We start from the raw sequence: 24,532 nt of genomic DNA, 5'->3' as shown, positions 1-24,532 counted from the left end.
GCGTTAAAATGTAAATAGGTTTTTTGTTTTAAAGCTAATTTTCAGTTTCTATCTATAAGTAAATTTATATTATCTTTACACTCAAAATACGTTTTAGACAAGTAGTGCTGTTTAAGCGCAATCAATATATATTCAAATTATGGCATGTAATAACTGTTCGACAGGGACTACTACAGATGGAGTTCCTAAAGGATGTGGCAATAAAGGATCATGTGGCACAGGAAGCTGCAATAAATTAACAGTTTTTGATTGGTTATCCAATATGACATTACCACAAGGGCAAGAACCTTTCGGTTGTGTAGAAGTACGTTTTAAAAATGGAAGAAAAGAATTTTTTAGAAATCCTGAAAAATTAGCATTATCCATTGGAGATATAGTAGCCACTGAAGCTTCACCTGGACACGATGTGGGTATTGTATCTTTGGCAGGAGAATTGGTTAAAATCCAAATGAAAAAGAAAAATGTAAGTGTTGATAGTGAACTTGCAAAAATATACCGTAAGGCTTCTCAAAAAGACATTGATATTTGGAGTGAAGCCAGAAATAAAGAAGAGAAAGTACGTATGCGTGCTCGAGAAATTGCTATTTCGCTTAATTTGGAAATGAAGATTTCTGATGTGGAATTCCAAGGTGACGGTTCCAAAGCCACATTTTATTACACCGCTAGTGATCGGGTTGATTTTCGTCAATTGATTAAAGATTTTGCAAGAGAATTTAGCATTCGTATTGAAATGAAACAAGTTGGTTTTCGTCAGGAAGCTTCTCGTTTAGGAGGAATTGGTTCCTGTGGAAGAGAATTGTGTTGTTCTACTTGGTTAACTGATTTTAGAAGTGTAAATACTTCTGCAGCACGTTATCAACAACTTTCCTTAAATCCTCAGAAATTAGCAGGACAATGCGGAAAATTAAAATGTTGTTTAAACTACGAATTAGACACCTATCTCGATGCGCTTAAAGACTTCCCAGATTTAGATACAAAATTATATACTGAAAAAGGAAATGCACACTGCCAAAAGGTAGATATTTTCAAAGAATTAATGTGGTTTTCTTATGAAAATCAACCGGCGCATTGGCATGTTTTATCTGTTGCTGATGTGAAAGAAATTTTGGCTAAAAACAAGCAAAAAATTAGAATTTCTGCCATCGAAGATTTTGTAGTAGAAGCAACTAAAGAAGTTGAGAAAAATTTCCAAAATGTGGTTGGACAAGATAGTTTAACTAGATTTGATCAAAAGCCTAAAAAGAAAAATAATAAAAATAAGAAACGTCGTAAACCAACAAATTTTAAAAATGGACCTAAAAAGGAGTAATTTTTTTATACTGATTTTTTTATGTATACTCTGTTTTTCTTGCGACGAAAAGAGAGTCTTTGATGAATATCAATCATTAAATGGGAAATGGAAACAAGAGGATGTTGTTCGATTCACTTTTGAACAGAATGACACTATTAATCCATATAATTTATTTTTGAATATCAGAAATAATAATGATTATCCTTTTAGCAACTTATTTGTTACAGTTTCGTTAAAACAACCCGATAGTTTAGTTAAAATTGATACTTTAGAATATGCAATGGCAAATCCGGATGGTTCATTAATGGGGGAAGGCTTTTCCGATGTAAAAGAAAGTAAATTATGGTATCAAGAAAATTTTGTGTTTAAACAAAAAGGGAAGTATACTATAGAAATACAACAAGCATTAAGAGAAACTGGGAGTGTTACAGGTGTAGAAGAATTGAATGGTGTAACAGATGTGGGTTTCAGAATAGAAAAAACAAAATAAATATGGCAACAAAGAAAAAAGAAAGCAGTGAATTTTCTAAGTATATAAAAATATTTTGGAAAACCTTTTTATTTGGGTTAGGATTTATTATTTTATTATTTCTATTTGCTTCTTGGGGCTTTTTTGGAGCGATGCCTACTTTCGAAACTTTAGAAAATCCAGATTCGAATATTGCTACAGAAATTATGTCTTCTGACGGAGTTGTTTTGGGAAAATTTTATGCCCAAAATAGAGTCCCTGTTACGTTTGAAGAATTACCAAAAGATTTAGTACATGCACTAGTTGCTACAGAAGATGAACGTTTTTATGAACATTCAGGTATTGATGCAAGAGGTACCTTAAGAGCTGTTGTAATGTTAGGTAGAGATGGTGGCGCGAGTACGATTAGCCAACAGCTTGCAAAAAATTTATTTCATGGTAGTGATGGTTCTAGAAATATAATTTTGAGAATTGTTCAGAAAATAAAAGAATGGATTATTGCTACTAGATTAGAACGTCAATACACTAAAAACGAAATCATTGCCATGTATTTGAATCAGGTGGATTTTGTAAATGGAGCAATCGGTATTCGTTCTGCTTCCAAAATCTATTTTAATAAAGAACCAAAAGATTTAACTACTGAAGAAGGAGCTGTTATCATTGGAATGTTAACCAATCCCTCTCGATTCAATCCAAAACGTTTTGAAGAGAGATCAAAAAACAGAAGAAATATTGTTCTTGGACAAATGGTTCGTAGTGGCTACCTGAAAGAAACTAAAAAAAATGAACTACAGAAAAAACCTCTTGTTTTAGATTTTAGACCAGAAGATCATAATCAAGGAATTGCAACTTACTTCAGAGAGTATTTGAAGGTGTATATGAAAGATTGGGTAAAAAATCATAAAAAAGAAGACGGCACAGAATACGATATTTATAGAGATGGTTTGAAAATTTATACGACAATCGATTCTCGCATGCAAAAATATGCTGAAGAGGCTGTACAAGAACATTTAACCATTTTGCAAGCTAAATTTTTCGAATTAGCAAAAACGGAAAAGAATGCGCCTTTTATAAAAATTACTGATGAAGAGACAGAGAAGATTATAAAAAGCGCAATGAAAAATTCGGAACGATGGAGAATCATGAAAGACGATGGAAAGTCCGAAGAAGAAATCTTGAAATCATTTGAGGTTAAAACGAAAATGAAAATTTTTACTTGGAAAGGTGAAAAAGATACGATAATGACTCCGAGAGATTCTATTCGTTACTATAAACATTTCCTTCAAACAGGTATGATGGCCATGGAACCACAAACGGGTCATATTAAAGCATGGGTTGGTGGTATTAATCATAAATATTTTCAATACGATCACGTAGGCCAAGGAGCAAGACAAGTGGGTTCTACTTTTAAACCTTTTGTGTATTCAACGGCTATTGAACAATTAGGAATGTCGCCTTGTGATTCTATTATTGATGGTCCATTTACCATGCAAAAAGGAAAATGGGGGATTTCAAAAACTTGGTCGCCAACGAATGATGGAGGTGCTTTTAAAGGTATGGTTACACTTAAAAAAGCATTGGCTAATTCATTAAATCCTGTGTCTGCTAAATTGATGGACCGAGTAGGACCGCAATCTGTAGTAGATATGGCAAGAGATTTGGGAGTTACTACAGAAATACCAGTAACTCCAGCAATCGCTTTAGGTGCTGTTGATATAACAGTGAAAGAAATGGTGGGTGCTTTTAGTACTTTTGCCAATCAAGGAGTGTATATTGCACCAACATTCATTACTAGAATAGAAGATAAAAACGGAGTGGTTTTAGATCAAGTAATTCCGCAATCCAAAGATGTAATGAACAGAGATGTCGCGTATGCTATTATTAAGTTAATGGAAGGGGTTACAGAATCTGGAACTGGGGCTCGTTTAAGATGGGGTTCTGTTAATGGTTTAACCAATTACAAGTATAAATTTACGAATCCTATTGCTGGTAAAACAGGAACTACACAAAACAACTCTGATGGATGGTTTATTGGAATGGTGCCAAACTTATCAGCTGGAATTTGGGTTGGAAACGAAGACAGAGCGGCACATTTTAGAAGAACTTTATACGGACAAGGAGCATGTATGGCTTTGCCAATTTGGGGATTATTTATGGATAAATGTTACAAGGATAAAGAATTAAACGTGTCTCAAGAAAGTTTTGAAAGACCTGAAAAGATAAGTATTCGTGTCGATTGTACTACAGCAGCTCCAACGGTTGATTCTACTGATGTGGATAAACCAAATATGTCTGAATTCGATTTTTGAAAAAAACGCAAATAAAATATGATTAAGCGAACTGTAAAAAACGTTAGCGAAGCACTACAAGGGATTGAAAGTGGAATGACAATTATGTTAGGAGGCTTTGGTCTTTGTGGAATTCCAGAAAATAGTATAGCTGAGTTAGTAAATAAAAAAGTAACCAACTTAACCTGTATTTCTAACAATGCAGGAGTGGATGATTTCGGACTTGGACTATTGTTGCAAAACCGTCAAATAAAAAAAATGATTTCATCTTATGTTGGTGAAAATGCAGAATTTGAAAGACAAATGCTTTCAGGGGAACTAGAAGTAGAGTTAACACCACAAGGAACTCTAGCGGAAAAATGTAGAGCTGCCCAAGCAGGAATACCTGCCTTTTTTACACCTGCAGGGTTTGGTACTGAAGTTGCTGAAGGGAAAGAGACAAGAGAATTTAACGGAAAAATGCATGTTATGGAGCTAGCATTTAAAGCAGATTTTTCTATTGTTAAAGCATGGAAAGGTGATGAAGCAGGAAATCTGATTTTTAAAGGAACCGCTAGGAATTTTAATGCAGTCATGGCAGGTGCGGCTAAAATTACGATAGCTGAAGTGGAAGAATTAGTGCCAGCAGGAACTTTGGATCCAAATGAAATACACATTCCTGGTATTATGGTAAATCGTATTTTTCAAGGTGCTACATTTGAAAAAAGAATCGAGCAACGTACAACTAGAAAAAGAGCGTAATCATGGCATTAGATAAAAATCAAATTGCAAAAAGAATTGCAAAAGAAGTAAAAGACGGTTACTATGTAAATCTTGGGATTGGTATACCAACATTGGTTGCTAATTTTGTTAGAGAAGACATATCGGTTGAATTTCAAAGTGAAAACGGTGTTTTAGGCATGGGGCCTTTCCCTTTCGAAGGTGAAGAGGACGCAGATATTATCAATGCTGGTAAACAAACCATAACTACTTTACCTGGAGCTAGTTTTTTTGATTCCGCTTTTAGTTTTGGGATGATTCGAAGTCAGAAAGTCGATTTAACTATTTTAGGTGCTATGGAAGTAGCTGAAAATGGTGATATTGCGAATTGGAAAATACCTGGTAAAATGGTAAAAGGTATGGGAGGAGCTATGGATTTAGTTGCTTCAGCTGAAAATATTATTGTGGCCATGATGCATGTAAACAAAGCGGGTGAATCAAAGTTGTTAAAGCGATGTTCTTTGCCCTTAACTGGAGTAGGTTGTGTAAAAAAAATCGTAACAGAATTAGCGGTTCTTGAAGTTACATCAGAAGGCTTTAAATTGTTAGAAACAGCTCCTGGTGTTACTGTAGAAGAGGTGAAAAATGCTACAGAAGGGACTTTGATTATAGAAGGAGATATTCCAGAAATGATTCTAGATTAAATAAAATAATACAAATATAATAGAGCCACAATTCACTGTTTATAGTAGTGTTTTGTGGCTAATTTTTACAATATGAGTTATCCAAAAGTAATTTTAAAGAAAGGAAAAGAAAAGTCGATTTTAAGAAGACATCCATGGGTTTTTAGTGGAGCGGTGTATGGAGTCAGTAGGGAAATCGAAGATGGTGAAATGGTAGATGTGGTTGATTATAACAATGCGCATTTAGGAACTGGTTTTTTTAGCGATAGAGGAAGTATTGTTGTTCGAATCTTAACTTTTAATGATGAAACTTTTGATTCTAATTTTTGGAAAAAAAGGATTACTTCTGCCTGGGAATTACGATTGAAATTACTGAATTTAAATCAAACGAATGCTTTCCGAGTTATTCATGGTGAAGGAGATGGAATACCAGGCTTAATTATTGATTATTATAATAAAAATTGGGTAATTCAAGCACATTCCTCTGGAATTTACTTGCAAATGGAGGCTATAGCAGATGCTATAAAAACAAGTTTAAAAGATTTTTGTGAAACAATTTATTGTAAAAGTAGCGGTACACTTCCAAATACTGGGAAAGATTTTTTCTTATTCGGAAATCAATCCGAGTGTATTGCTAATGAAAATGGAATCGAATTTCATGTGAATTGGGTAGAAGGGCAAAAAACGGGTTTTTTCTTGGATCAAAGAGATAATAGAAAGTTATTAGGAACATTTTCAAAAGATAAAAAAGTACTGAATACTTTTTGTTATACCGGTGGTTTTTCAATTTATGCAATGAACGCGGGTGCTAACTTGGTTACTTCTGTAGATATTTCGCAAAAAGCAGTAGATTTAGCTAAAAAGAATATGCAATTAAATTTTCCTAGTGCCAATCATACAGCAGTTGCTTCTGATGTGTTTGAATTCATGAAAGAACATTCTCAACAATATGATGTAATTGTTTTAGATCCTCCTGCATTTGCTAAAAATATAAAAAGTAAGCATACTGCTACTCAGGCTTATAAAAGATTAAATATAGCAGGGTTAAAAGCGTTAGCACCAAATGGAATATTGTTTACATTTTCTTGTTCTCAAGTTATTGACGATGTGTTGTTTTATAATACTATAGCAGCAGCTGCTATTGAAACAGGTAGAAATATTAGAGTTTTGCATAAATTAAACCAAGGACCCGATCACCCTACAAACATTTATCATCCAGAAGGGCATTATCTTAAAGGATTAGTGCTTTTTGTTGAATAGTTTTTATTTTTTTAATAAATTTTAATATAAAAAAAGCATTATTTATTTAATTTTAACAAAAAATATATTTTTACTGTAATTGTTTGTGTTAAAAAATTATTACCTTTGTTTTTAACTAATCTTTAACAATCAAACAATTATGAAAAACAAACTACAAAAAGCAGTAGCATTGTCTTTGCTTGCTTCTTTTTCATTTTTATCCTATGGGCAAGAAGGGGATAAAAAAATCAAAGAGAAAATTTTAGATGAAAATGGGAAACCTAGTCTAATTGTATTCAAAGAAGGTGCTAACCTTTCTTCTTCAAATTTTCAAAGTATTCTAAAAGAAAATTTGAATCTTAAAAGTGGATTTACTTTTCAAAAAATTAAAGAAGAAAACGACAACCTTGGGTTTTCTCATGAAAAGTATCAACTTTTTTATAATAATGTTAAAATAGAGTTTGCCACTTATACAATCAATTCTAAAGGCGGTAGAATTGTTTCTATGAACGGTGAAATTTACAATCCAACTAAAATTAACATTAATCCAACTATTAGCTCAAACGTAGCTCTTGAAGCTGCTAAAAAAGCAACCCATAGTACTTCCTTTTTATGGGAAAACGCAAAAGAAGCGGCTCTTATTGGTTACTCAAAACCTCAAGGAGAATTGGTTTTATTACCTGAATTAGAAAGTATAGGAAAGGAAGGAGTAGAACCGCAATTACAACTAGCCTATAAATTTGACATTTATGGAACCAATCCTATAAGCAGAGCTGATGTTTATGTAGACGCTAAAACCGGTAAAGTATTGTTTTATAATGCTACCATAAAACACGCTACTAATTTTGGGCATGGTTCCGCACACCTTTTTGAATCAAATCATGCTTGTTCAGATCTTAAAAATCCTGAGAAAATTGCTAAAGCCTTTGAGGCATTAGTTTCTGGAACAGCGGCAACAAGATATAGCGGTTCTCAAAGTATTGAAACTACCCTAAGTGGAGGGAGTTATATCTTAAAGGATAATACTAGAGGAAATGGAGTGAATACCTACGATTTAAATAAAAGTACCAACTATAATTCTGCTGTAAATTTCACAGACAATGATAATAATTGGACAACCGCTGAGCATTCGACCAATAAAGATAATGGAGCTTTAGATGCACATTGGGGTGCAGAAAAAACATATGATTATTGGAGTGCAGTACACAATAGAAATAGTTTTAACAACTCAGGAGCAGCTATTAATAGTTATGTACATTATAGTTCTAATTATGATAATGCTTTTTGGGATGGATCTAGAATGACATACGGAGACGGAAGTGGTACCTATTTCGACATTTTAACAGCATTAGATGTAGCGGCTCATGAGATAGGTCACGCAGTTTGTACATACACTGCTAATCTGGCTTACCAAAGAGAGTCTGGAGCTTTAAATGAAGCTTTTTCAGATATTTGGGGAGCAGCTGTAGAGTATTATGCGGCTCCAAATAAAAGTACTTGGTTAATTGGTGAGGATATTGAAAGACGCTCAGGACATTTAGCGCTTCGCTCTATGAGTGATCCAAATAGTGAAGGACAACCAGATACATATGGCGGAACCTATTGGACAAATCCTAATTGTGGAACGCCTACGCAATCGAATGACTATTGTGGCGTGCATAGAAATAGTGGTGTCTTAAATCACTGGTTTTATATTTTAACGGTTGGTAAATCGGGAACTAATGATATTGGAAATACATATAGCGTAACTGGAATTGGAATTGATAAAGCTGCAAAAATTGCGTATCGTTTAGAAAGTGTTTATCTTTCTGCTAACTCTACATTTGCAAACGCAAGAACTTATGGTATACAAGCAGCTACTGATTTATATGGAGCTGGTTCAGCTGAAGTAATAGCAACAACTAATGCATTCTATGCCGTAGGTGTTGGTGCGGCATACTCTGGTGGCGGAGGTGGTGGTGGAACTACTTGTTCAACTACAATTACTTCATACCCTTATGCTGAAGGGTTTGAAAATACTTTGGGAGCTTGGACACAAGGTTCTGGAGATGATTTCGATTGGATTGTTGACGCGAATGGTACTCCTTCAAGTGGTACAGGACCATCAAGTGCTGCTCAAGGTTCTTATTATGTATACGTAGAAGCTTCTAGCCCTAATTATTCTAATAAAAAGACAATATTAAACTCACCATGTTATAATTTAAGTAGCGCTTCAGCAGCAACTTTTACCTTTAAATATCATATGTATGGAGCAGCTGGTATGGGAGGATTAACATTACAAGCAAGTACAAATGGAACTTCTTGGACCGATCTTTGGACAAAATCTGGGAACCAAGGTAATTCTTGGTTATCTGCTTCTGTTAACTTAGCTACTTACACAGGTTCAACTGTTCAATTACGATTTGTTGGAACAACTGGAAGTACTTGGCAAGGAGATATTGCTGTGGATGATGTGGCCTTATCAACTGGAACCGTAAATCCACCAACATGTACCAATGTGAATATCAATTTTGTATTTGATAATTATCCAGAAGAAACAAGCTGGCAGATTTTGAATTCAAGCGGACAGGTGGTTGAGTCTGGAGGAACTTACGGTAGTCAAGCTGATGGCTCTTCATTAACAATTACGAAATGTTTAGCTGCTGGATGTTATACTTTTAAAATTAACGACAGCTATGGTGATGGAATTTGCTGTTCTTATGGAAACGGAAGTTATTCTGTCACTTCTAATGGAACAACTTTAGCTAGTGGTGGTTCATTTGGTTCAAGTGAGTCAACAAACTTCTGTGTGGGTACAACTGGTTTAGTAACTGAGGTTTCTACCATTACAGAAACAAGTAAAGGTGTAGATTTTGTAATGTATCCAAATCCAGTTAAAGGAAATGTTTTACATGTAATTTCTAATGATGGTATGAAAGATTATAAGATATATAATGTTATGGGTCAATTAGTATTACAAGGACAAATTAAGAATGACCAAATTAACATCAGTTCATTAAATACAGGAATCTTTGTAGTTGAATTGAATACTTATAAGGAAAAAATCACTAAGAAATTTATTAAGGAATAAGAATTAATTAAGTTAAGTTAGTTATATTCAAAAGGAGAGGCTACAATTTGTAGCCTCTTTTTTTATTTCTATATTATAATTTCTTACCGTGAATAATTATAAGTTAGCAAAGAAATCATTTCCTTTATCATCGGTAATAATAAAAGCTGGGAAATCTTTCACTGTGATTTTTCGAACAGCTTCCATTCCTAATTCTGGAAAATCAACCACTTCTACTTTTAAAATATTTTCTTGTGCTAAAATGGCAGCTGGACCCCCAATAGAGCCTAAGTAAAAACCACCATATTTGGCACAAGCATCGGTTACTTGTTTGGATCTATTTCCTTTGGCTAACATAATCATACTGCCTCCAGCAGCTTGAAATTCATCTACATAAACATCCATTCTTCCTGCTGTTGTAGGCCCAAAACTACCCGATGGCATTCCTTCTGGTGTTTTTGCTGGACCTGCATAATATACAGGATGATTTTTGAAATAGTCTGGTATTGGTTTACCAGCATCTAATAATTCTTTAATTTTTGCATGCGCAATATCACGAGCAACGATAACCGTTCCATTCAATTTCAAACGTGTCTTAATAGGATACTTGGTTAATTCAGCTAATACTTCCTGCATAGGTCTGTCTAAGTCAATTTCAATAGCAGGTTGTAAATGAGGGGCAACTTCTGGTAAAAATTGTTTTGGATTGGTTTCTAATTGTTCGACGAAAATACCATCTTTAGTAATCTTACCTTTGATGTTTCGGTCAGCTGAACAAGAAACTCCCAAACCAACCGGACAAGAAGCAGCATGTCTTGGTAAACGAATCACACGTACATCATGTGTAAAATATTTACCTCCAAATTGAGCTCCAATAGCACTTTCTTGACAAATTTCTTGTACTCGTTTTTCCCATTCTAAATCTCGAAAAGCTTGACCACCCATATTTCCTGAGGTTGGTAAATGATCTAAATAACCTGCAGAGGCTTTTTTTACGGTTGCTAAATTAGATTCAGCAGAAGTACCACCAATGACTAAAGCTAAATGGTACGGAGGGCAGGCCGAGGTACCTAAATCTTTTATTTTGGTACGAATAAATGTTTCTAATGATTTTTCATTTAAAAGCGATTTGGTTTGCTGATACAAAAAGGTTTTGTTAGCTGAACCTCCACCTTTGGCTAAAAACAAAAATTCATACGAATTTCCTTTTTTGGCATAAATATCAATTTGAGCTGGTAAATTCGAACCTGAATTTTTCTCTTCAAACATACTGATAGGCACAATTTGAGAATAACGCAGGTTCTTTTTCTCATAGGTGTTAAAAATTCCTTTTGAAAGCCATTCGGCATCATCAGCTCCCGTGTAAACATTTTCACCTTTTTTTGCCATAACAATAGCTGTTCCTGTATCTTGACAAGAAGGTAATTCGCCTTCTACTGCAACCGTAGCGTTTTGTAATAAATTATAAGCTACAAAACGATCGTTATCGGTCGCTTCAGGATCATTTAGAATATTCTGAAGACTTTGTAAATGTTTGGTTCGTAGCATAAAGGAAACATCATTCATGGCTACTTCAGAAAGTAATTCTAGTGCTTTTGGATCAACAGTTAGAATTTCTCTATCTCCTATTTTGTCCACTTTTACATAATCAGAACTTATTTTTTTGTATTGGGTGTCATCCTTTTCAATTGGAAAAGGTTCTTGGTATATAAAATCCATTTTTTTGTGTTTTTTTAGTGGGGTAAAGGTAAGTATTTCAATATTTTTGATAAAAAATTTCTGTGGTTATTTAGAATGTCTTGTATGAAGTTGAAAATCAATTTTCATATTAACAATTATTCTGCTAACTACTTTGTTTTTTAGTTTGACATTAGGTTGGATAATTAAGGATCGATCTAAGCGATAAAAGAGATCAATATGCTTAGAGGTTAAAAATCTATTTTATTATTTAAAAATTGAATATAATTATCTGCAATCTTTTCTACAAAATTATCTTCTTTAGTCTTACTTTTATTTGCTAACATAACAATTATTAATTTGGAACTTGGATATATTAACAATTTACTTCTAGCTGAAATTGCATTTCCCCCATGACCATAATTAAAATTTCCATAGATGTCTTTGTTTACATTTACACCCATTCCATAAAATGTTTTACCTCCAAAATTTAATTTTTGAGGTTTAATTAATTCTACTAAAGTTTCTTGTTTAAGTAATCTATTAGCAAATAAAAAAGCATTACCAAGTTTAATCAAATCTTCAGAAGTTGAAAGATGACAACCTGCAGAATATGATGTGTTATTATAAACGTATTCTGTAATTTTTACTTTTTTATTTTCAATTTCTTTATAAAATGTAACTGTATTTTCATCATAATGTCCATCATCTATAAAAGTATTGTTCATTTGTAAAGGTTTAAAAATCAAGTCGTTTTGGATGTCAAAAACATTTTTATGATAGATTTTTTCTATTACAAAACCCAAAACACTAAATCCATAATTGCTGTAAACAAAATTTGTTTGCGGTTGATATTGTAATGAATCTTTAGTAAAAACTCTGTAAAAATCTTTTTTAGAATATTTGTTATCAAGAGACCACTTTTCTTCGCTAGCATTTCTTCTTAAACCTGCAATATGCCCTGCTAACTGTTTAATTGTGAAATCAAATGGTTTTTTTGCTAAGCTATCCAAATAAAAATGTGGTGTTTTATTCCAGTCAATAGTTCCTTCTTCATACATTTTACCTAAAACGGCACTCGTAATCATTTTTGTAATACTAGCAATTTCAAATTTTGTTTTTGAGGGAAATATTTTTGTTTTTTTTTCTAAATCTGCAAAACCAAAACCTTGTGAGAATATAATAGTATCATTATAAGAAATACTAATACTCATTCCAGGAATATCTTCTTTTTTTAAATATTTGGAAGCTAATATTTCAGTCTTCTTATTAATTTTATCAAAATTAATTTGTGAAAAACTTAGTAAAGGAATAAAAAATAAAAATAAAGGTTTCATACTATTAAAAAAACCAACTGGCCACTAATACACCTGTAATCACACATATTAAATCGACTAAAAGCATCATGCCTAACGTATAGCGCGTATTTTTAATACTTACTGAACCAAAATAAACCGCGATTACATAAAAAGTAGTTTCTGCACTACATTGAAAAATACAACTTAAACGACCTGCAAAAGAATCTGGGCCAAAAGTACGCATCGCATCAATCATAAATCCTCTAGATCCTCCAGAACTAAAAGGTCTTAAAATGGCTACAGGAAGTGAATCGGTAATTTCTTTAGCTACTCCTAAATGAGAAAAAATAAAAGAAATACCCTGACTTATAATTTCAAACAAACCACTGTTGCGCAGTAAAGAAATTGCAACTAACATTCCCATCACATAGGGGAAAATCATAACTCCTGTTTTGAGTCCGTTATTGGCACCTACAACAAAAGTGTCAAACATGGTGGTTTTATGCTCCGTAAATTTTTTTTCATTTACAAATGAGAAAATTAAGGTAAAACCAATAATAGCGAGTAACAATACACCCGATAAATTAGCTGTAAAATAATTTTTACCAATTAAGTCTAAAGTGTTTACATAAAATAACAAACCAATGATGGCACCTATAAGTCCCATCAAAACAGCTAAAAGGGAGACACTTTTAAAGTTGATACGCTGTTTCATGCCTACTAACAAGAATGCCGCAATTGTTCCTACAAAAGAAGTAATAATACACGGTAACATCACATCGGCAGGGTTGGCTGCATTTTCGGCAGCGCGATAACCAATAATCGAAGTAGGGATTAAAGTTAAACCTGCAGCATGCAAACACATGAACATAATTTGGGCATCACTTGCTCGATCTTTATCGTCATTCAATTCTTGTAAGCTTTGCATTGCTTTTAAACCAAATGGAGTGGCAGCAGAATCCAGCCCTAAAAAATTGGCTGCAAAATTCAAGGTCATATACGATATGGATTCATGATTTTTAGGAATTGTGGGAAAAACCTTTGCAAACATGGGACTCAGTTTTTTGGCTAACTTTTCAGAAGCTCCTGAAATGATTAGCAATTCCATAATACCACAAAAAAAGGCTAAATAAGCAATTAAGGGAATAATTAAATCCAACAAACTACTTTTTGCCATGGGAAGTAATCCGTCAGCTTGTTGCACCCCACTATAAATTTTTACCGATTGTTTGTTGTAAACATATAAGGTATCAGTAGTGGTCTTGGCTGTTTTAACTGTAAAAGTATTTTCTTTGGACTTAAGAATCGAGTCTTGAACGGCTTGAGGAATATCTTTTAAATATTTTTCAGCTATTAAAATGGGCTCTCCTTGTTTGCCATTTAAAACATAATCGATAGAGTAATATTTATTGGTAAACAAACCAATAATTATAAATGCAATTGAAGAAACAAAAATAGCTAACCAAAATCTACTTAAAACCATAAAATTGAATTTTTGTAAAAGTATGAATTCAAATTGAATGAAAAAATCAAATTCCTATTATACATGAATAATTTCATCTTCGATTAGTAAGTCTTCTCTTCTAAAACGTAAAAATATTTGAGCCACAGCTATTACGTCTTTTTCACAATATGTAATGATTCTATCGATGTCTTTTTCTATATAATATACATGAGCCACTTCACTGCCATCAATATCATCTTTTGGGGAAGGAACTTGTAATACTTTTGTGAGTAATTTCAAGGAAGTAAAATGCTTATAATCTCCAAATTTCCACAATTCTAAGGTGTCTAGATGAGGTACTTCCCAAGGTTTTTTACCAAATAAATTCAGTTTGCTTGGTAAAGGAACGGAATTAATAATCATTCTTCTCGCGATAAATGGAATGTCAAACTCTTTAGCATTATGTCCGCATAAAAGATGTTGGGGCTGATTGAAATGATTGTTTAATAAATTAGAAAAGTCTTGTAAAATTTTTTTCTCTTCTCCCCAAAAGCTAGTCACTCTAAAATTTCTAATGTCAGCTTTGTTAGTAAAATAGCCTACAGAAATGGTAATTATTTTTCCAAATTCAGCCCAAATTCCAGCACGCTCATAAAAGTCTTCTGGTGATACTTCGTCTCTTCTTTGGTATTGGGTTTTGCTTTCCCATAACTTTTTGGTTTCTTCATCCATACCTAAGTAGCTGTCATACTCAGGAACGGTTTCAATATCTAAAAATAAGATGTTGTTGAGGTTAATTTTTTCAATCATTTTAAAATAGTTTTATGCTATAAAGATTCAATTGCTTTTATAGCTAGTGGCGAATAATAAAAAATTATAATTTTTAAAAGCAACAAGTAAAATAAAAAACCTGTTGCTTTGTCTTTTATATCGATGCGTTTTTTATCCTTTTTTTTTAAGGAAATGTTTCTAATGGTGTAATCCTGAAAAATGACTATTCGTTTTGTATTTATTTTCTTTGATTTAAAATTTTATAGCTTTCTTCAACATACGTATATAAATCATTGCTGTGAGGATCGGTTTCTGTTTGTACACCTTTAATGTGTCCTAAACGAACAATAATAAGATTGTCTTCTGGAATTACAATTACAAATTGTCCTAAATGCCCTCTCAGATAAAACAATTTTTTATTGTTAATGGTGTGCATCCAAAAACCATAACCATACTGTGGACTTTCAGGAAAGCGAGGTGTTATACATTTTTGTACGAAAGTAGAATCTAAAATTTGTTTTCCTTTCCAATTTCCATTATGCAAATATAATTTTCCTAAACGAGCAAAATCTCGAGCATTACTTGCAATACAGCAATACGCTTTTTCAATTCCATCTGGTTCATGATCCAATTGCCACAAAGCATTGTTTTCTGCTCCTAAAGGTTGCCAAAAGTTTTTGGAAACATAATCTGAAAGGTATTCTCCAGTTGCTTTTTCAATACACATGGCTAATAATTGTGTTGCGCCACTTAAATATTTAAAAGACTGTCCTGGCTTTTCATTTATCTCTAATCCTAAAATCACCTTTTTTAAATCATCATCAAAATAAGCACGGGTTACTATAGAAAATGGGCTGTAGTATTTTTCGTCCCAACTTAAGCCAGATGCCATTGAAGATAAATCACCTACAGTAACTTCTTTTGCAAATGCACCTTTTAATTCTGGAAAAAAATCAGCTACTTTTTGATCCAAACTTTTTATTTTTCCTTCCATAATAGCTTTACCTAAGGCCATAGTAACCACACTTTTTGCCATAGAGAAGGAATTGGATTTAGAATCTTTAGTATATCCATCAAAATAACTTTCGTGAACAATACTATCATTTTTAATAATTAAAAAAGCAACGGTTTGTAACTCTTTGTGGGTTTTATCCAACGTTTCAGTTGAAGGAACTTGGTTGTAATCCTTAGCAATATTCCAAGGTTGGGCCACTCCATTTTTTATTTCTCTATTTGGAAAATGGGTGTAATCTTCCAAAAAGGCTGTAGTGTAACCTCTAAAATAAATTGTTCGGACTGCTCTTAATAAATAGTCTACATCAAAGATGTACATTAATATGATAATGGATACAAGTATAATTGCAAACCACTTGAAGAATTTTTTTAAGAATTTCATAGTTGCTTATTGGTTTTATAAGCATAAAAATAAACAAAAAAAGGCTTGCTTTTAAAAATTTAAAAAAGACTTTCTTGCTTTACTGGATTTTCGTGCTCAAGTAACCATTTCTTTCTCCACAATCCTCCAGCATAACCGGTTAAAGAACCATCTGTACCAATGACCCTATGACAAGGAACCACGATCCAAAGAGGGTTTTTGCCATTGGCAGAAGCGACTGCCCTTATGGCTTTTACATCGCCTAGTTTTTTGGATAATTCTAAGTATGAAGTGGTTTTTCCATAAGGAATTTCGAGAAGCGCTTTCCAAACTTTTTTTTGAAAATCGGTCCCTTTAGGATTCATTTCAAAATTAAATTGTGTTCTTTTGCCTGCAAAATATTCTTGTAATTGCAGTACCACTTCTTTAAGTTCGGTAGGAATTTTTGTTGAAATTTCTCCTTCTTCTCTAATTGAAATTACAGAGACGCCATTTGTATCGCCTTCTATCTTGGCTGTACCTAAAGGAGTATTAATAAAGACTGTTTGCATTTTATAAATATAAAAAAACCATCTTATAAAAAGATGGTTTTTCGTAAGTAAGATATAAAAAAATTGTTGTTTTATTATTTGAACATAACAGATTTTTCTTCTTTTTTCTCTTCAGCTTTAACGCTTCCTTTGATGATTAATACCTTAGGAGCTGCACCTTCTTCACTAGTTGTAACTGTTACTGTTTTTGTAAAATTTCCTGGAGATGCTGCATTATATGTTGCAGTAATACTTCCTTTTTCACCTGGTTTAATAGGTGTTTTTGTATAATTAGCTGCTGTACAACCACAAGATGGTTTTACATTTGTAATTAATATCGTTTCTTTTGTTGTATTCGTAAATGTGAATTCATATGAAACAGGTTTTCCTTTTTCAATTTCTCCAAATTCATGAGTTTCTGTATTCCATTTCATAGCAGAAGCTTTAGTTTGAGCTGGAGTTGCAACTGTATTAGGGACCTTTGGTGCTACTTTTTTAGCTTCTACTGCTTGTGCAAAAGATAAAGAAGTAATGAATAATGCAACAATTGATAGTTTAAGCGTTTTCATATATAATGTTTTTGTAATTATTCGATATGCAAATTTAAAAAGGAATAGTAACTTTGTTGTTAACTAACGTGTAATGATTGTTAATGACTTGTTAACAGTTAAAAATCAAACAGCATTATTCGTACCATTACATAAAAAATAAGGTGAAGTTTACACGATTTAATATAGTTATTCTGGTTGGATTTCTTGCCATATTAGGCGTTATTGTGATGCAATTGTTTTTGCTTAATCAAGCGTATTCTTTTGAAAAAAAAGAAGTGGAAGACAAAATACATTATGCTTTATTAGATGTGGTGGAACGAATTTACGTAGATAATAATTCCGAATTAATCGTTACCAACCAAATAAAAAAAGTGGCTCATAATTATTATGTAGTCAATGTGAATGATGTGTTTGAAAATAACATCTTGGAGTTTTATCTAAAGAAAGAATTTGCCAAAGTAAAGTTAGATTTGGATTTTGAATATGCAATTTATGATTGTGGTTCAAATAATATGGTATATGGAAATTATATTACCGCTACGAGTCAGCCCAGTAAAAAATGTGTGGATTGTTTTACCAAAAATGACGATTTAATCTATTATTTTGCGGTTCGATTTCCTACTTTAAAGCAAAGTTATTTTACAAGTTTAAAGCAGTATTGGTTGTATACGGTAGTTTTGTGTGTAGTACTTATTGTGTATGTATATTCCGTTTTATTGATGTTAAAACAAAAGCGATACACAGTGTTGCAAAATGATTTCATTAACAATATGACGCACGAATTTAAAACGCCTTTAGCTTCTATTTTAATTGCTTCTAACTATGCTAATGATCAAGAAGAAATAAAGAAAAACCCGAGGCTTTCCAAATACATTCAAATCATAATTAAGCAAAGTAACAAATTAAACGAACATATAGAACAGATTTTATCTCTTGCGAAAACAGATAGTAACAATATTGAACTTAATAAATCAGCAGTCGATTTTAGGAAAATGGTGGAATTGACCAAAGAAAATATTTCTTTAAAATATACAAAACCAGTTCAGTTTGATTTTTTATTCTCGAAAAACCTAATGGTGCAAGCTGATGAATTCCATTTCTATAATATCTTTTATAATATTGTCGAAAATGCAGTCAAATATGGTCCTAAAAACCCGATTGTAACCATATCCGTAAAACAAGAAGAAACTTATTATTCCATTCAGATTGTCGATAATGGTGCAGGTGTTCCCAAAAAAGATTTGCCTTTTATTTTTGATAAATTTTATCGAGTAGAAAGAACAGATAGTAAAGAAATCGAAGGATTTGGTATTGGTTTGGCCTATGTTAAAAAGATTGTTCAATTGCACGGTTGGAAAATAAAAGCTGAAAATATAAATCCGGGTTTGAAAATTTCTATTCAAATACCTAAATCAGAAATTCATGAGTAAGAAAAGAATTCTATATGTAGAAGACGATGAAACATTAGCATTTTTAACAGCTGATAATTTAGAACAATATTTTGAAGTGATTCACTCCAATAATGGTGCAGCAGCTTTTAAACTCTTTTGCGAACAAGAATTTGATTTGTGCGTTTTAGATATTATGTTACCTGATATGGATGGTTTTGAAATAGCTACAGAAATTAGAAAAAGAGATACTGAAATTCCGATTATTTTTTTATCGGCAAAAACGATGAAAGATGATCGCATTAAAGGCTTAAAATTAGGAGCAGATGACTATTTAGTTAAACCGTATTCGATTGAAGAGTTAATTCTTAAAATTGAAATTTTCTTAAACAGAAGCCAGAAAAAAAGCGAGAAAGTTGTAACGAAATACATATTAGGCTCCTTTGAATTTGAATTTGAAAATTATATCTTAAAAAACAATTCAAAGCAAATTACTTTAACCGAAAGAGAAGCTTCTCTACTAAAATTATTCTTAGATAATAGTAATACGGTTTTAAAAAGAGAAAAGATTTTAACTTCTTTATGGGGTAATGACGATTATTTTTCTGGACGAAGTTTGGATGTATTTATTTCTCGAATCCGAAAAATCTTAAAAGAAGAACCGAATGTAAGAATAGAAAACATTCCAAGAATAGGTTTTAAGCTGGTAATTGATTGATTTTTATGTCGTTTTTATTTGTTAATAAAAATTGTTAATAAAATTTTGAAAACTATATTGTTTGTGTAATTTTGTAGTTATGTTATTAGACAAATATATATCCGAATTATTATATCGTTACCAATGTGTAACTGTGCCAGGTTTTGGAGCTTTTTTATCTGAAATTGAATCGGCAACTATTAGTGGGAGTGCAAGTACTTTTTTGCCTCCTAGAAAAGTTATTTCTTTTAATAGCAACATCAAAAATAATGATGGATTGTTGGCTAATCACATTGCATTAGCGGAAAGCATTTCTTACGGTAATGCTTTAATTCAAATTGCCACTCAAGTAAACCAATGGATTGCAGCTTTAGAAGATAGAGATAAAATTGTTTTAGAAAACATTGGAGAGATTTTTGTAAATGGTGAATACAACTGGGTTTTCCAACCCAGTCAAAATATAAATTACTTGATATCTTCTTTTGGACTAAATAGTTTTGTAACTCCAGAAGTAAAACGTGAAGTATTATTACAGCAAGCTGAAGTTTTTGAAGTAAAAGAACCTATTGTTTTACAACCGAAACAATCGAAAAAGAACTATTCGTATTTAAAATACGCAGCTGCCATTACGTTGTTTTTTGGTGCAGGTTTGTCAGCGTATAAAATTGTTCACGATCAACAAGTGGCTACTGATACCTTACGCGTTCAAAAAGAAGTACAACAAGAAGTACAACATAGAATTCAGCAAGCTACTTTCTTTATTGATGCACCTATACCTACTGTTGAACTAGCTGTTAAAGAAGAAAAGAGACCGTATCATTTAATTGCTGGAGCATTTAGAAGTGAAAAGAATGCAGAAAAAGCTCAAAAAATGTTAGTAGATCAAGGTTATGATGCAAGAGTATTAGAAAAAAATAATTTCGGATTAGTGCCAGTAGCTTATGGTAGTTTTAAGACTATGGAAGAAGCTGAAAGTCTAAAAAATAAACTTTACAAAGAAGAAAGCATAGAATCATGGCTTTTGATTGATTAAAATCCCATTTTTGGGATTTTTTTATACAATGAATCTTTTAAGCTTATTATCTTTGCAAAAAAAAAACAATGCAAGCAAAATACCCTTCTGACTCATTAACTACATTAACCGATTTAGTTTTACCAGGTGAAACGAATCCTTTAAACAATCTTTTTGGTGGCGAATTATTAGCACGTATGGATAGAGCTGCTAGTATAACGGCAAGAAGACATTCTCGAAGAGTTTGCGTTACAGCATCAGTGAATCACGTAGCTTTTAATAGAGCTATTCCTTTGGGAAGTGTGGTAACTGTGGAATCTAAAGTATCTAGAACATTTAATACTTCTATGGAAATTTTCATCGATGTTTGGATTGAAGATAGAGAATCGGGGATTAAAAATAAAGCAAATGAAGCTATTTATACTTTTGTAGCTGTAGATGAAACCGGAAGACCTATCCAAGTACCACCTATTGAACCGCAAACACCTTTAGAAAAAGAGCGCTATGATGCAGCACTTAGAAGAAAACAGTTGAGTTTAGTGTTAGCAGGAAAAATGAAACCTAATGAAGCTACAGAATTAAAAGCCTTATTCTCATAACAAAAAAGTCCGATTTTTAATCGGACTTTTATTTTATATTTTTTAAGCGGAAAAGAATTCTTCTAGTTCTTTCAAGGTTTCTGTTGTGGGTACTAAATCTTTTACAATGTTTCCTTTTTCTAAAACCACAATTCTATCCGATACTTCAACAGTATGCTGTAAATCATGACTTGAAACCAAGACAGTCGTGTTACTGTCTTCTGCTAATGATTTGATAATTTTTTTAAGACGAATTTGTGTGGTTGGATCCAAATTAGCAAAAGGTTCGTCTAAAATAATAATCTCTGGATTGCCAATTAACGCACCTATAATTCCTGCTTTTTTGGCATTCCCTTTTGATAAATCTCTCAAATATTTTTTATTATTTAAAATTTCTCCATTAAAGAAATCTTCATATTTCGTTAGAAAAGCATCTACGTCTGCTTTATTCCAGCCTCTCAATTCTCCAATGAAATAAAAATATTCTTCTGGTGTTAGATAACCAATGAGAAAACTTTCGTCTAAGAATGAAGTAGTAAATACTTTCCAAGATTCATCTGTGTTTATCTGAATGTTATTAGAAGTAATTTTTCCACTTGAAGGCTGAATTAAATCTAAAAGCAGACTAAAAAAAGTGGTTTTTCCAGCACCATTATTTCCCACAAGTCCAAAACTTTGTCCCTTCGGGATTTCTAAATTTTCAATATGTAGTACTGTTGTTCCGTTGTATTTTTTGGATAAATTGTTTACGTGTATCATGTTGCGGTAATTTCAAATAATTAATAATGAGTTCAAAAAAACTAACCTTTCTGCTTATAGGCTTCAAGAGTAATGTATTTTTCTTTTTTGTAAATCGATTCGATAATTTGGAAAACTTTATTTTTAAAAGCAAAACCTAAAATACCTAATAGGGCTACTAATAAATAACCAAATTGCCAACCAAGGGTATAATGACCAATGGCATAAACAAGCATAGGCAATAGTAACTTTGGTAAGGAAATTAATAAGGTTTTTACATTAAAAGCCTTTTTGTCACCAAAAGCATTTTTATTCGAAGTTAAATCGATTGGAGTTTTAATATAAGCACCACCTAATAAAACCAAATGTGAATTTACTCCGATATTAAAAATGGCTCCTGTAAGAATCGCTAAATAGGTTTCTATCCCAAAAAACAAATACAAACTGGCTAAAAGAGTAGAAACTGTGGTAGCAATTACCATTAACCACCATTTCGACGATAAATAATCTTTATAAGTAATGTTTTGTGTCATCATTAGAGGATAATACGAACTGTCCCAGCTGGGTACAAATTGTCCAAAATTAAACAAGAAACCACCTGAAACAAAAATACCAGCAAAAATTTTCCAAACGGGTGCATTATAGGCTTCAATGGAATTTGTAAAGAACAATAATCCGTAGAATAAAAACATAACACTCATTAATAGCGTTGTTTTTGCTCTTTTATTTCTTTTTAACAAACGAATGTCATTTTTTAAGAAGGTACCTAATTTACCAAATTGATCTAAGAAAGTTAAGTTTTCAGTAGTCGCTAAATTTTGCTCAATGGATAAACCTGCATCTAAATACAAATTCGATTTAAAAAATTTAAAATTAAGATAATACAACAAGGCTAAGATTGCAATTGGAATAAGTGCCCAAAAAGAATACTTGTAAAAAGAAGCAAAAAAAGGATTTGAGTATAAACTAATATCAAAAATAGAATAATACTGAAGTACACCAAAGATGGCAAAAATACCTACTATAGTGTAAAAAACTGCATCTTTTTTGTCTATTAAAATGGCTAAAAAATTATTAATGTATACAAAAAGAAGCATGCTTATACACCAAATCCAAGCGGTTCCTGTATATCCTTTCATCACTAAAGTTATCGTAAACGGAATAAAGAAAAACCAATGGATAAAATTGAAAAAAGACAACATGGTCTTGTTCAACACAAACCGAACGATGTTATTTTTCTTTACATTTTGATTTAAAAAGGGTCGGATTGATAAAGTGGGCATTTTTTGAAAGAAAAACCGAATCACTAAATCGACGAGTAAGTAATACAAGGCAAAACTATTAATTGTATCAAAAGGATTTTGACCTGCTTTTTCTAGAATATGATAGGAGCCAAAACCTAATAAAAGAAACATACTCATGAAATACAAGGCTCCTAGAATCATGAAAATTTTTAAGACAATATTAGTGGAAAAAGAAGAGGATCGTATAAAGGCTTTCCACTCTAATTTGAGAAATTGTTGGACCATATTTTAGTTTTGTTGGTTTCTTATTGGTAGTCACTTGCACTAAAATGTTACGATTTTTTTTAATTTATCTATAAACAAGGCGATTTTGTTTCTTATTTTTGTAGAAAATATAAAAGAAATGTCAACATTCTATAAATTAGTTATAAAAGAAATAAGAAGAGAAACCCCTTCTTCAGTATCGATACTTTTTAATGTTCCAGAAGAATTAAAAACGTTTTATCAATTTGTCTCTGGGCAATATATAACCTTAAAATTAACCTTAGACGGTCAAGAAGTTAGAAGAGCCTATTCGATTTGTTCTTCTCCTAAAAGTGGCGAATTGAGAGTTGCTGTAAAAGCTGTTAAAAACGGATTCTTTTCTAAATTTGCCAATGAAAATTTGAAAGAAGGAAATCTAATTGAAGTTGGTTTACCAGAAGGGAAATTTGTTTTCGAACCGCAATCCGACAGACAAAAAAATTATGTGGCTTTTGCTGCAGGAAGTGGTATTACACCAATTATGTCGATTGTAAAATCGGTTTTAGAAAGCGAGCCAAAAAGTACTTTTGTATTAGTTTATGGTAATAAAAACGTTGAAGAAACTATTTTTCACAACCAGCTTCAAGAACTGCATTTACAATATGTAGGTCGCTTTTTTGTACATTATGTGTATAGTAAAATTAATGTTGATGGAGAATTATTTGGTCGAATTGATAAATCTGCTGTGAATTTTGTGCTTAAAAATAAACACAGTGAGAAAAGCTTTGACAAATATTATTTATGTGGTCCAGAAGAAATGATTAATTTGGTTTCGACTGTTTTAAAAGAAAACAATGTTTCCGAAAAAGACATTAAGTTTGAATTGTTTACTACAACTGCGAATGAAAATGCGAGTGCTGCAACTTTAGAAGGTCATACAAAAATTACAGTTGTGGTCGATGATGAAGAAACGCATTTTGAAATGAGTCAAAAACAAACCATTCTTGAAGCGGCTTTAAAACAAGGAATTGATGCACCGTATTCTTGTCAAGGAGGCGTTTGCAGCAGTTGTATTTGTAGAGTAAAAGAAGGGAAAGCTGAAATGAAGAAAAATGCCATTTTAACCGATGGAGAAATTGCAGAAGGATTAGTACTAGCTTGTCAAGCTGTTCCTACAACCGATAGCGTTTTTGTAGATTTTGATGATGTATAATAACAATAGTTGAAATAAAAAAAGCTCCGATTTTCGGAGCTTTTTTTATTATGAT

21 protein-coding genes are annotated in these 24,532 nt (G+C 32.2%); 12 read left to right on the top strand and 9 right to left on the bottom strand.

Annotated features, from left to right (window positions below; genetic code table 11):
* Positions 1-139: 139 nt before the first annotated feature.
* The 7 genes from FHG05_RS13300 to FHG05_RS13270 all read left to right on the top strand — a co-directional run bounded on the left by FHG05_RS13300 (position 140) and on the right by FHG05_RS13270 (position 9,739).
* Positions 140-1,309, top strand: a complete 1,170-nt coding sequence (locus FHG05_RS13300; RefSeq protein WP_140998585.1) for a PSP1 domain-containing protein — start codon at positions 140-142, stop codon at positions 1,307-1,309.
* Entirely contained in the window at positions 1,290-1,781 is a 492-nt protein-coding gene (locus FHG05_RS13295) for a gliding motility lipoprotein GldH (RefSeq protein WP_140998584.1), read from the top strand. The genes FHG05_RS13300 and FHG05_RS13295 overlap by 20 nt, the downstream gene beginning before the upstream one ends.
* 2 nt (positions 1,782-1,783) lie before the next feature.
* On the top strand, positions 1,784-4,069 hold the full coding sequence (locus FHG05_RS13290) for a penicillin-binding protein 1A (protein WP_140998583.1): 2,286 nt from the start codon (positions 1,784-1,786) through the stop codon (positions 4,067-4,069).
* Between the two features lie 18 nt (positions 4,070-4,087).
* Positions 4,088-4,789: a CoA transferase subunit A gene (locus FHG05_RS13285; protein WP_140998582.1), complete on the top strand. Its 702-nt coding sequence runs from the start codon at positions 4,088-4,090 to the stop codon at positions 4,787-4,789.
* A gap of 2 nt (positions 4,790-4,791) precedes the next feature.
* The gene (locus FHG05_RS13280; RefSeq protein ID WP_140998581.1) at positions 4,792-5,451 is read left to right on the top strand and encodes a CoA transferase subunit B; all 660 of its coding nucleotides are present in this window, start codon (positions 4,792-4,794) and stop codon (positions 5,449-5,451) included.
* A gap of 72 nt (positions 5,452-5,523) precedes the next feature.
* Positions 5,524-6,690, top strand: a complete 1,167-nt coding sequence (locus FHG05_RS13275) for a class I SAM-dependent rRNA methyltransferase (protein WP_140998580.1) — start codon at positions 5,524-5,526, stop codon at positions 6,688-6,690.
* A gap of 139 nt (positions 6,691-6,829) precedes the next feature.
* Positions 6,830-9,739 carry a M4 family metallopeptidase gene (locus FHG05_RS13270; protein WP_140998579.1) on the top strand — a complete coding sequence of 970 codons (2,910 nt, stop codon included), beginning with the start codon at positions 6,830-6,832 and terminating at the stop codon, positions 9,737-9,739.
* Positions 9,740-9,835: 96 nt separating this feature from the next.
* Here the strand turns inward: FHG05_RS13270 and FHG05_RS13265 are convergent, their stop codons facing one another.
* The 7 genes from FHG05_RS13265 to FHG05_RS13235 form a co-directional block, all read right to left on the bottom strand.
* The gene (locus FHG05_RS13265; RefSeq protein WP_140998578.1) at positions 9,836-11,437 is read right to left on the bottom strand and encodes a fumarate hydratase; all 1,602 of its coding nucleotides are present in this window, start codon (positions 11,435-11,437) and stop codon (positions 9,836-9,838) included.
* Positions 11,438-11,646: 209 nt separating this feature from the next.
* Positions 11,647-12,732 (bottom strand): serine hydrolase domain-containing protein, encoded by a 1,086-nt coding sequence (locus FHG05_RS13260; RefSeq protein WP_140998577.1) that lies wholly within the window; start codon positions 12,730-12,732, stop codon positions 11,647-11,649.
* Positions 12,733-12,736: 4 nt separating this feature from the next.
* Positions 12,737-14,176: a nucleoside recognition domain-containing protein gene (locus FHG05_RS13255; protein WP_140998576.1), complete on the bottom strand. Its 1,440-nt coding sequence runs from the start codon at positions 14,174-14,176 to the stop codon at positions 12,737-12,739.
* A 57-nt stretch (positions 14,177-14,233) separates the two neighbouring features.
* The gene (locus FHG05_RS13250) at positions 14,234-14,947 is read right to left on the bottom strand and encodes a 3'-5' exonuclease (protein WP_140998575.1); all 714 of its coding nucleotides are present in this window, start codon (positions 14,945-14,947) and stop codon (positions 14,234-14,236) included.
* A 199-nt stretch (positions 14,948-15,146) separates the two neighbouring features.
* Positions 15,147-16,304, bottom strand: coding sequence for a serine hydrolase domain-containing protein (locus FHG05_RS13245; RefSeq protein ID WP_140998573.1), 1,158 nt, complete (start codon positions 16,302-16,304; stop codon positions 15,147-15,149).
* Between the two features lie 59 nt (positions 16,305-16,363).
* On the bottom strand, positions 16,364-16,834 hold the full coding sequence (locus FHG05_RS13240) for a methylated-DNA--[protein]-cysteine S-methyltransferase (RefSeq protein WP_140998570.1): 471 nt from the start codon (positions 16,832-16,834) through the stop codon (positions 16,364-16,366).
* Between the two features lie 74 nt (positions 16,835-16,908).
* Complete coding sequence (locus FHG05_RS13235; protein WP_140998567.1) at positions 16,909-17,382, bottom strand: DUF1573 domain-containing protein; 474 nt, start codon at positions 17,380-17,382, stop codon at positions 16,909-16,911.
* A gap of 143 nt (positions 17,383-17,525) precedes the next feature.
* Between FHG05_RS13235 and FHG05_RS13230 the strand changes: the two genes are divergently transcribed.
* From FHG05_RS13230 to FHG05_RS13215, 4 genes are all read left to right on the top strand, one after another.
* Positions 17,526-18,794, top strand: a complete 1,269-nt coding sequence (locus FHG05_RS13230) for a sensor histidine kinase (RefSeq protein WP_140998565.1) — start codon at positions 17,526-17,528, stop codon at positions 18,792-18,794.
* Positions 18,787-19,470, top strand: coding sequence for a response regulator transcription factor (locus tag FHG05_RS13225; RefSeq protein ID WP_140998563.1), 684 nt, complete (start codon positions 18,787-18,789; stop codon positions 19,468-19,470). The genes FHG05_RS13230 and FHG05_RS13225 overlap by 8 nt, the downstream gene beginning before the upstream one ends.
* 79 nt (positions 19,471-19,549) lie before the next feature.
* A complete protein-coding gene (locus FHG05_RS13220; protein ID WP_140998561.1) occupies positions 19,550-20,482 on the top strand; it encodes an HU domain-containing protein in 933 nt (310 codons plus the stop codon).
* A 68-nt stretch (positions 20,483-20,550) separates the two neighbouring features.
* Positions 20,551-21,060 carry an acyl-CoA thioesterase gene (locus tag FHG05_RS13215; protein WP_140998559.1) on the top strand — a complete coding sequence of 170 codons (510 nt, stop codon included), beginning with the start codon at positions 20,551-20,553 and terminating at the stop codon, positions 21,058-21,060.
* A 42-nt stretch (positions 21,061-21,102) separates the two neighbouring features.
* On the opposite strand, the gene FHG05_RS13210 is transcribed toward FHG05_RS13215, so the two are convergent.
* Entirely contained in the window at positions 21,103-21,798 is a 696-nt protein-coding gene (locus FHG05_RS13210) for an ABC transporter ATP-binding protein (protein WP_140998557.1), read from the bottom strand.
* A gap of 41 nt (positions 21,799-21,839) precedes the next feature.
* On the bottom strand, positions 21,840-23,306 hold the full coding sequence (locus tag FHG05_RS13205) for a DUF5687 family protein (RefSeq protein ID WP_140998555.1): 1,467 nt from the start codon (positions 23,304-23,306) through the stop codon (positions 21,840-21,842).
* Positions 23,307-23,424: 118 nt separating this feature from the next.
* Between FHG05_RS13205 and FHG05_RS13200 the strand changes: the two genes are divergently transcribed.
* A complete protein-coding gene (locus FHG05_RS13200) occupies positions 23,425-24,477 on the top strand; it encodes a ferredoxin--NADP reductase (RefSeq protein WP_140998553.1) in 1,053 nt (350 codons plus the stop codon).
* Positions 24,478-24,532: the final 55 nt, after the last annotated feature.

It is taken from the genome of Flavobacterium profundi (assembly GCF_006491645.1).
In the GTDB taxonomy this organism is placed as follows: Bacteria; Bacteroidota; Bacteroidia; order Flavobacteriales; family Flavobacteriaceae; genus Flavobacterium; species Flavobacterium profundi.
Note: the sequence above shows the minus strand (reverse complement) of the source record. Positions and strands in the feature narration are given on the sequence as shown.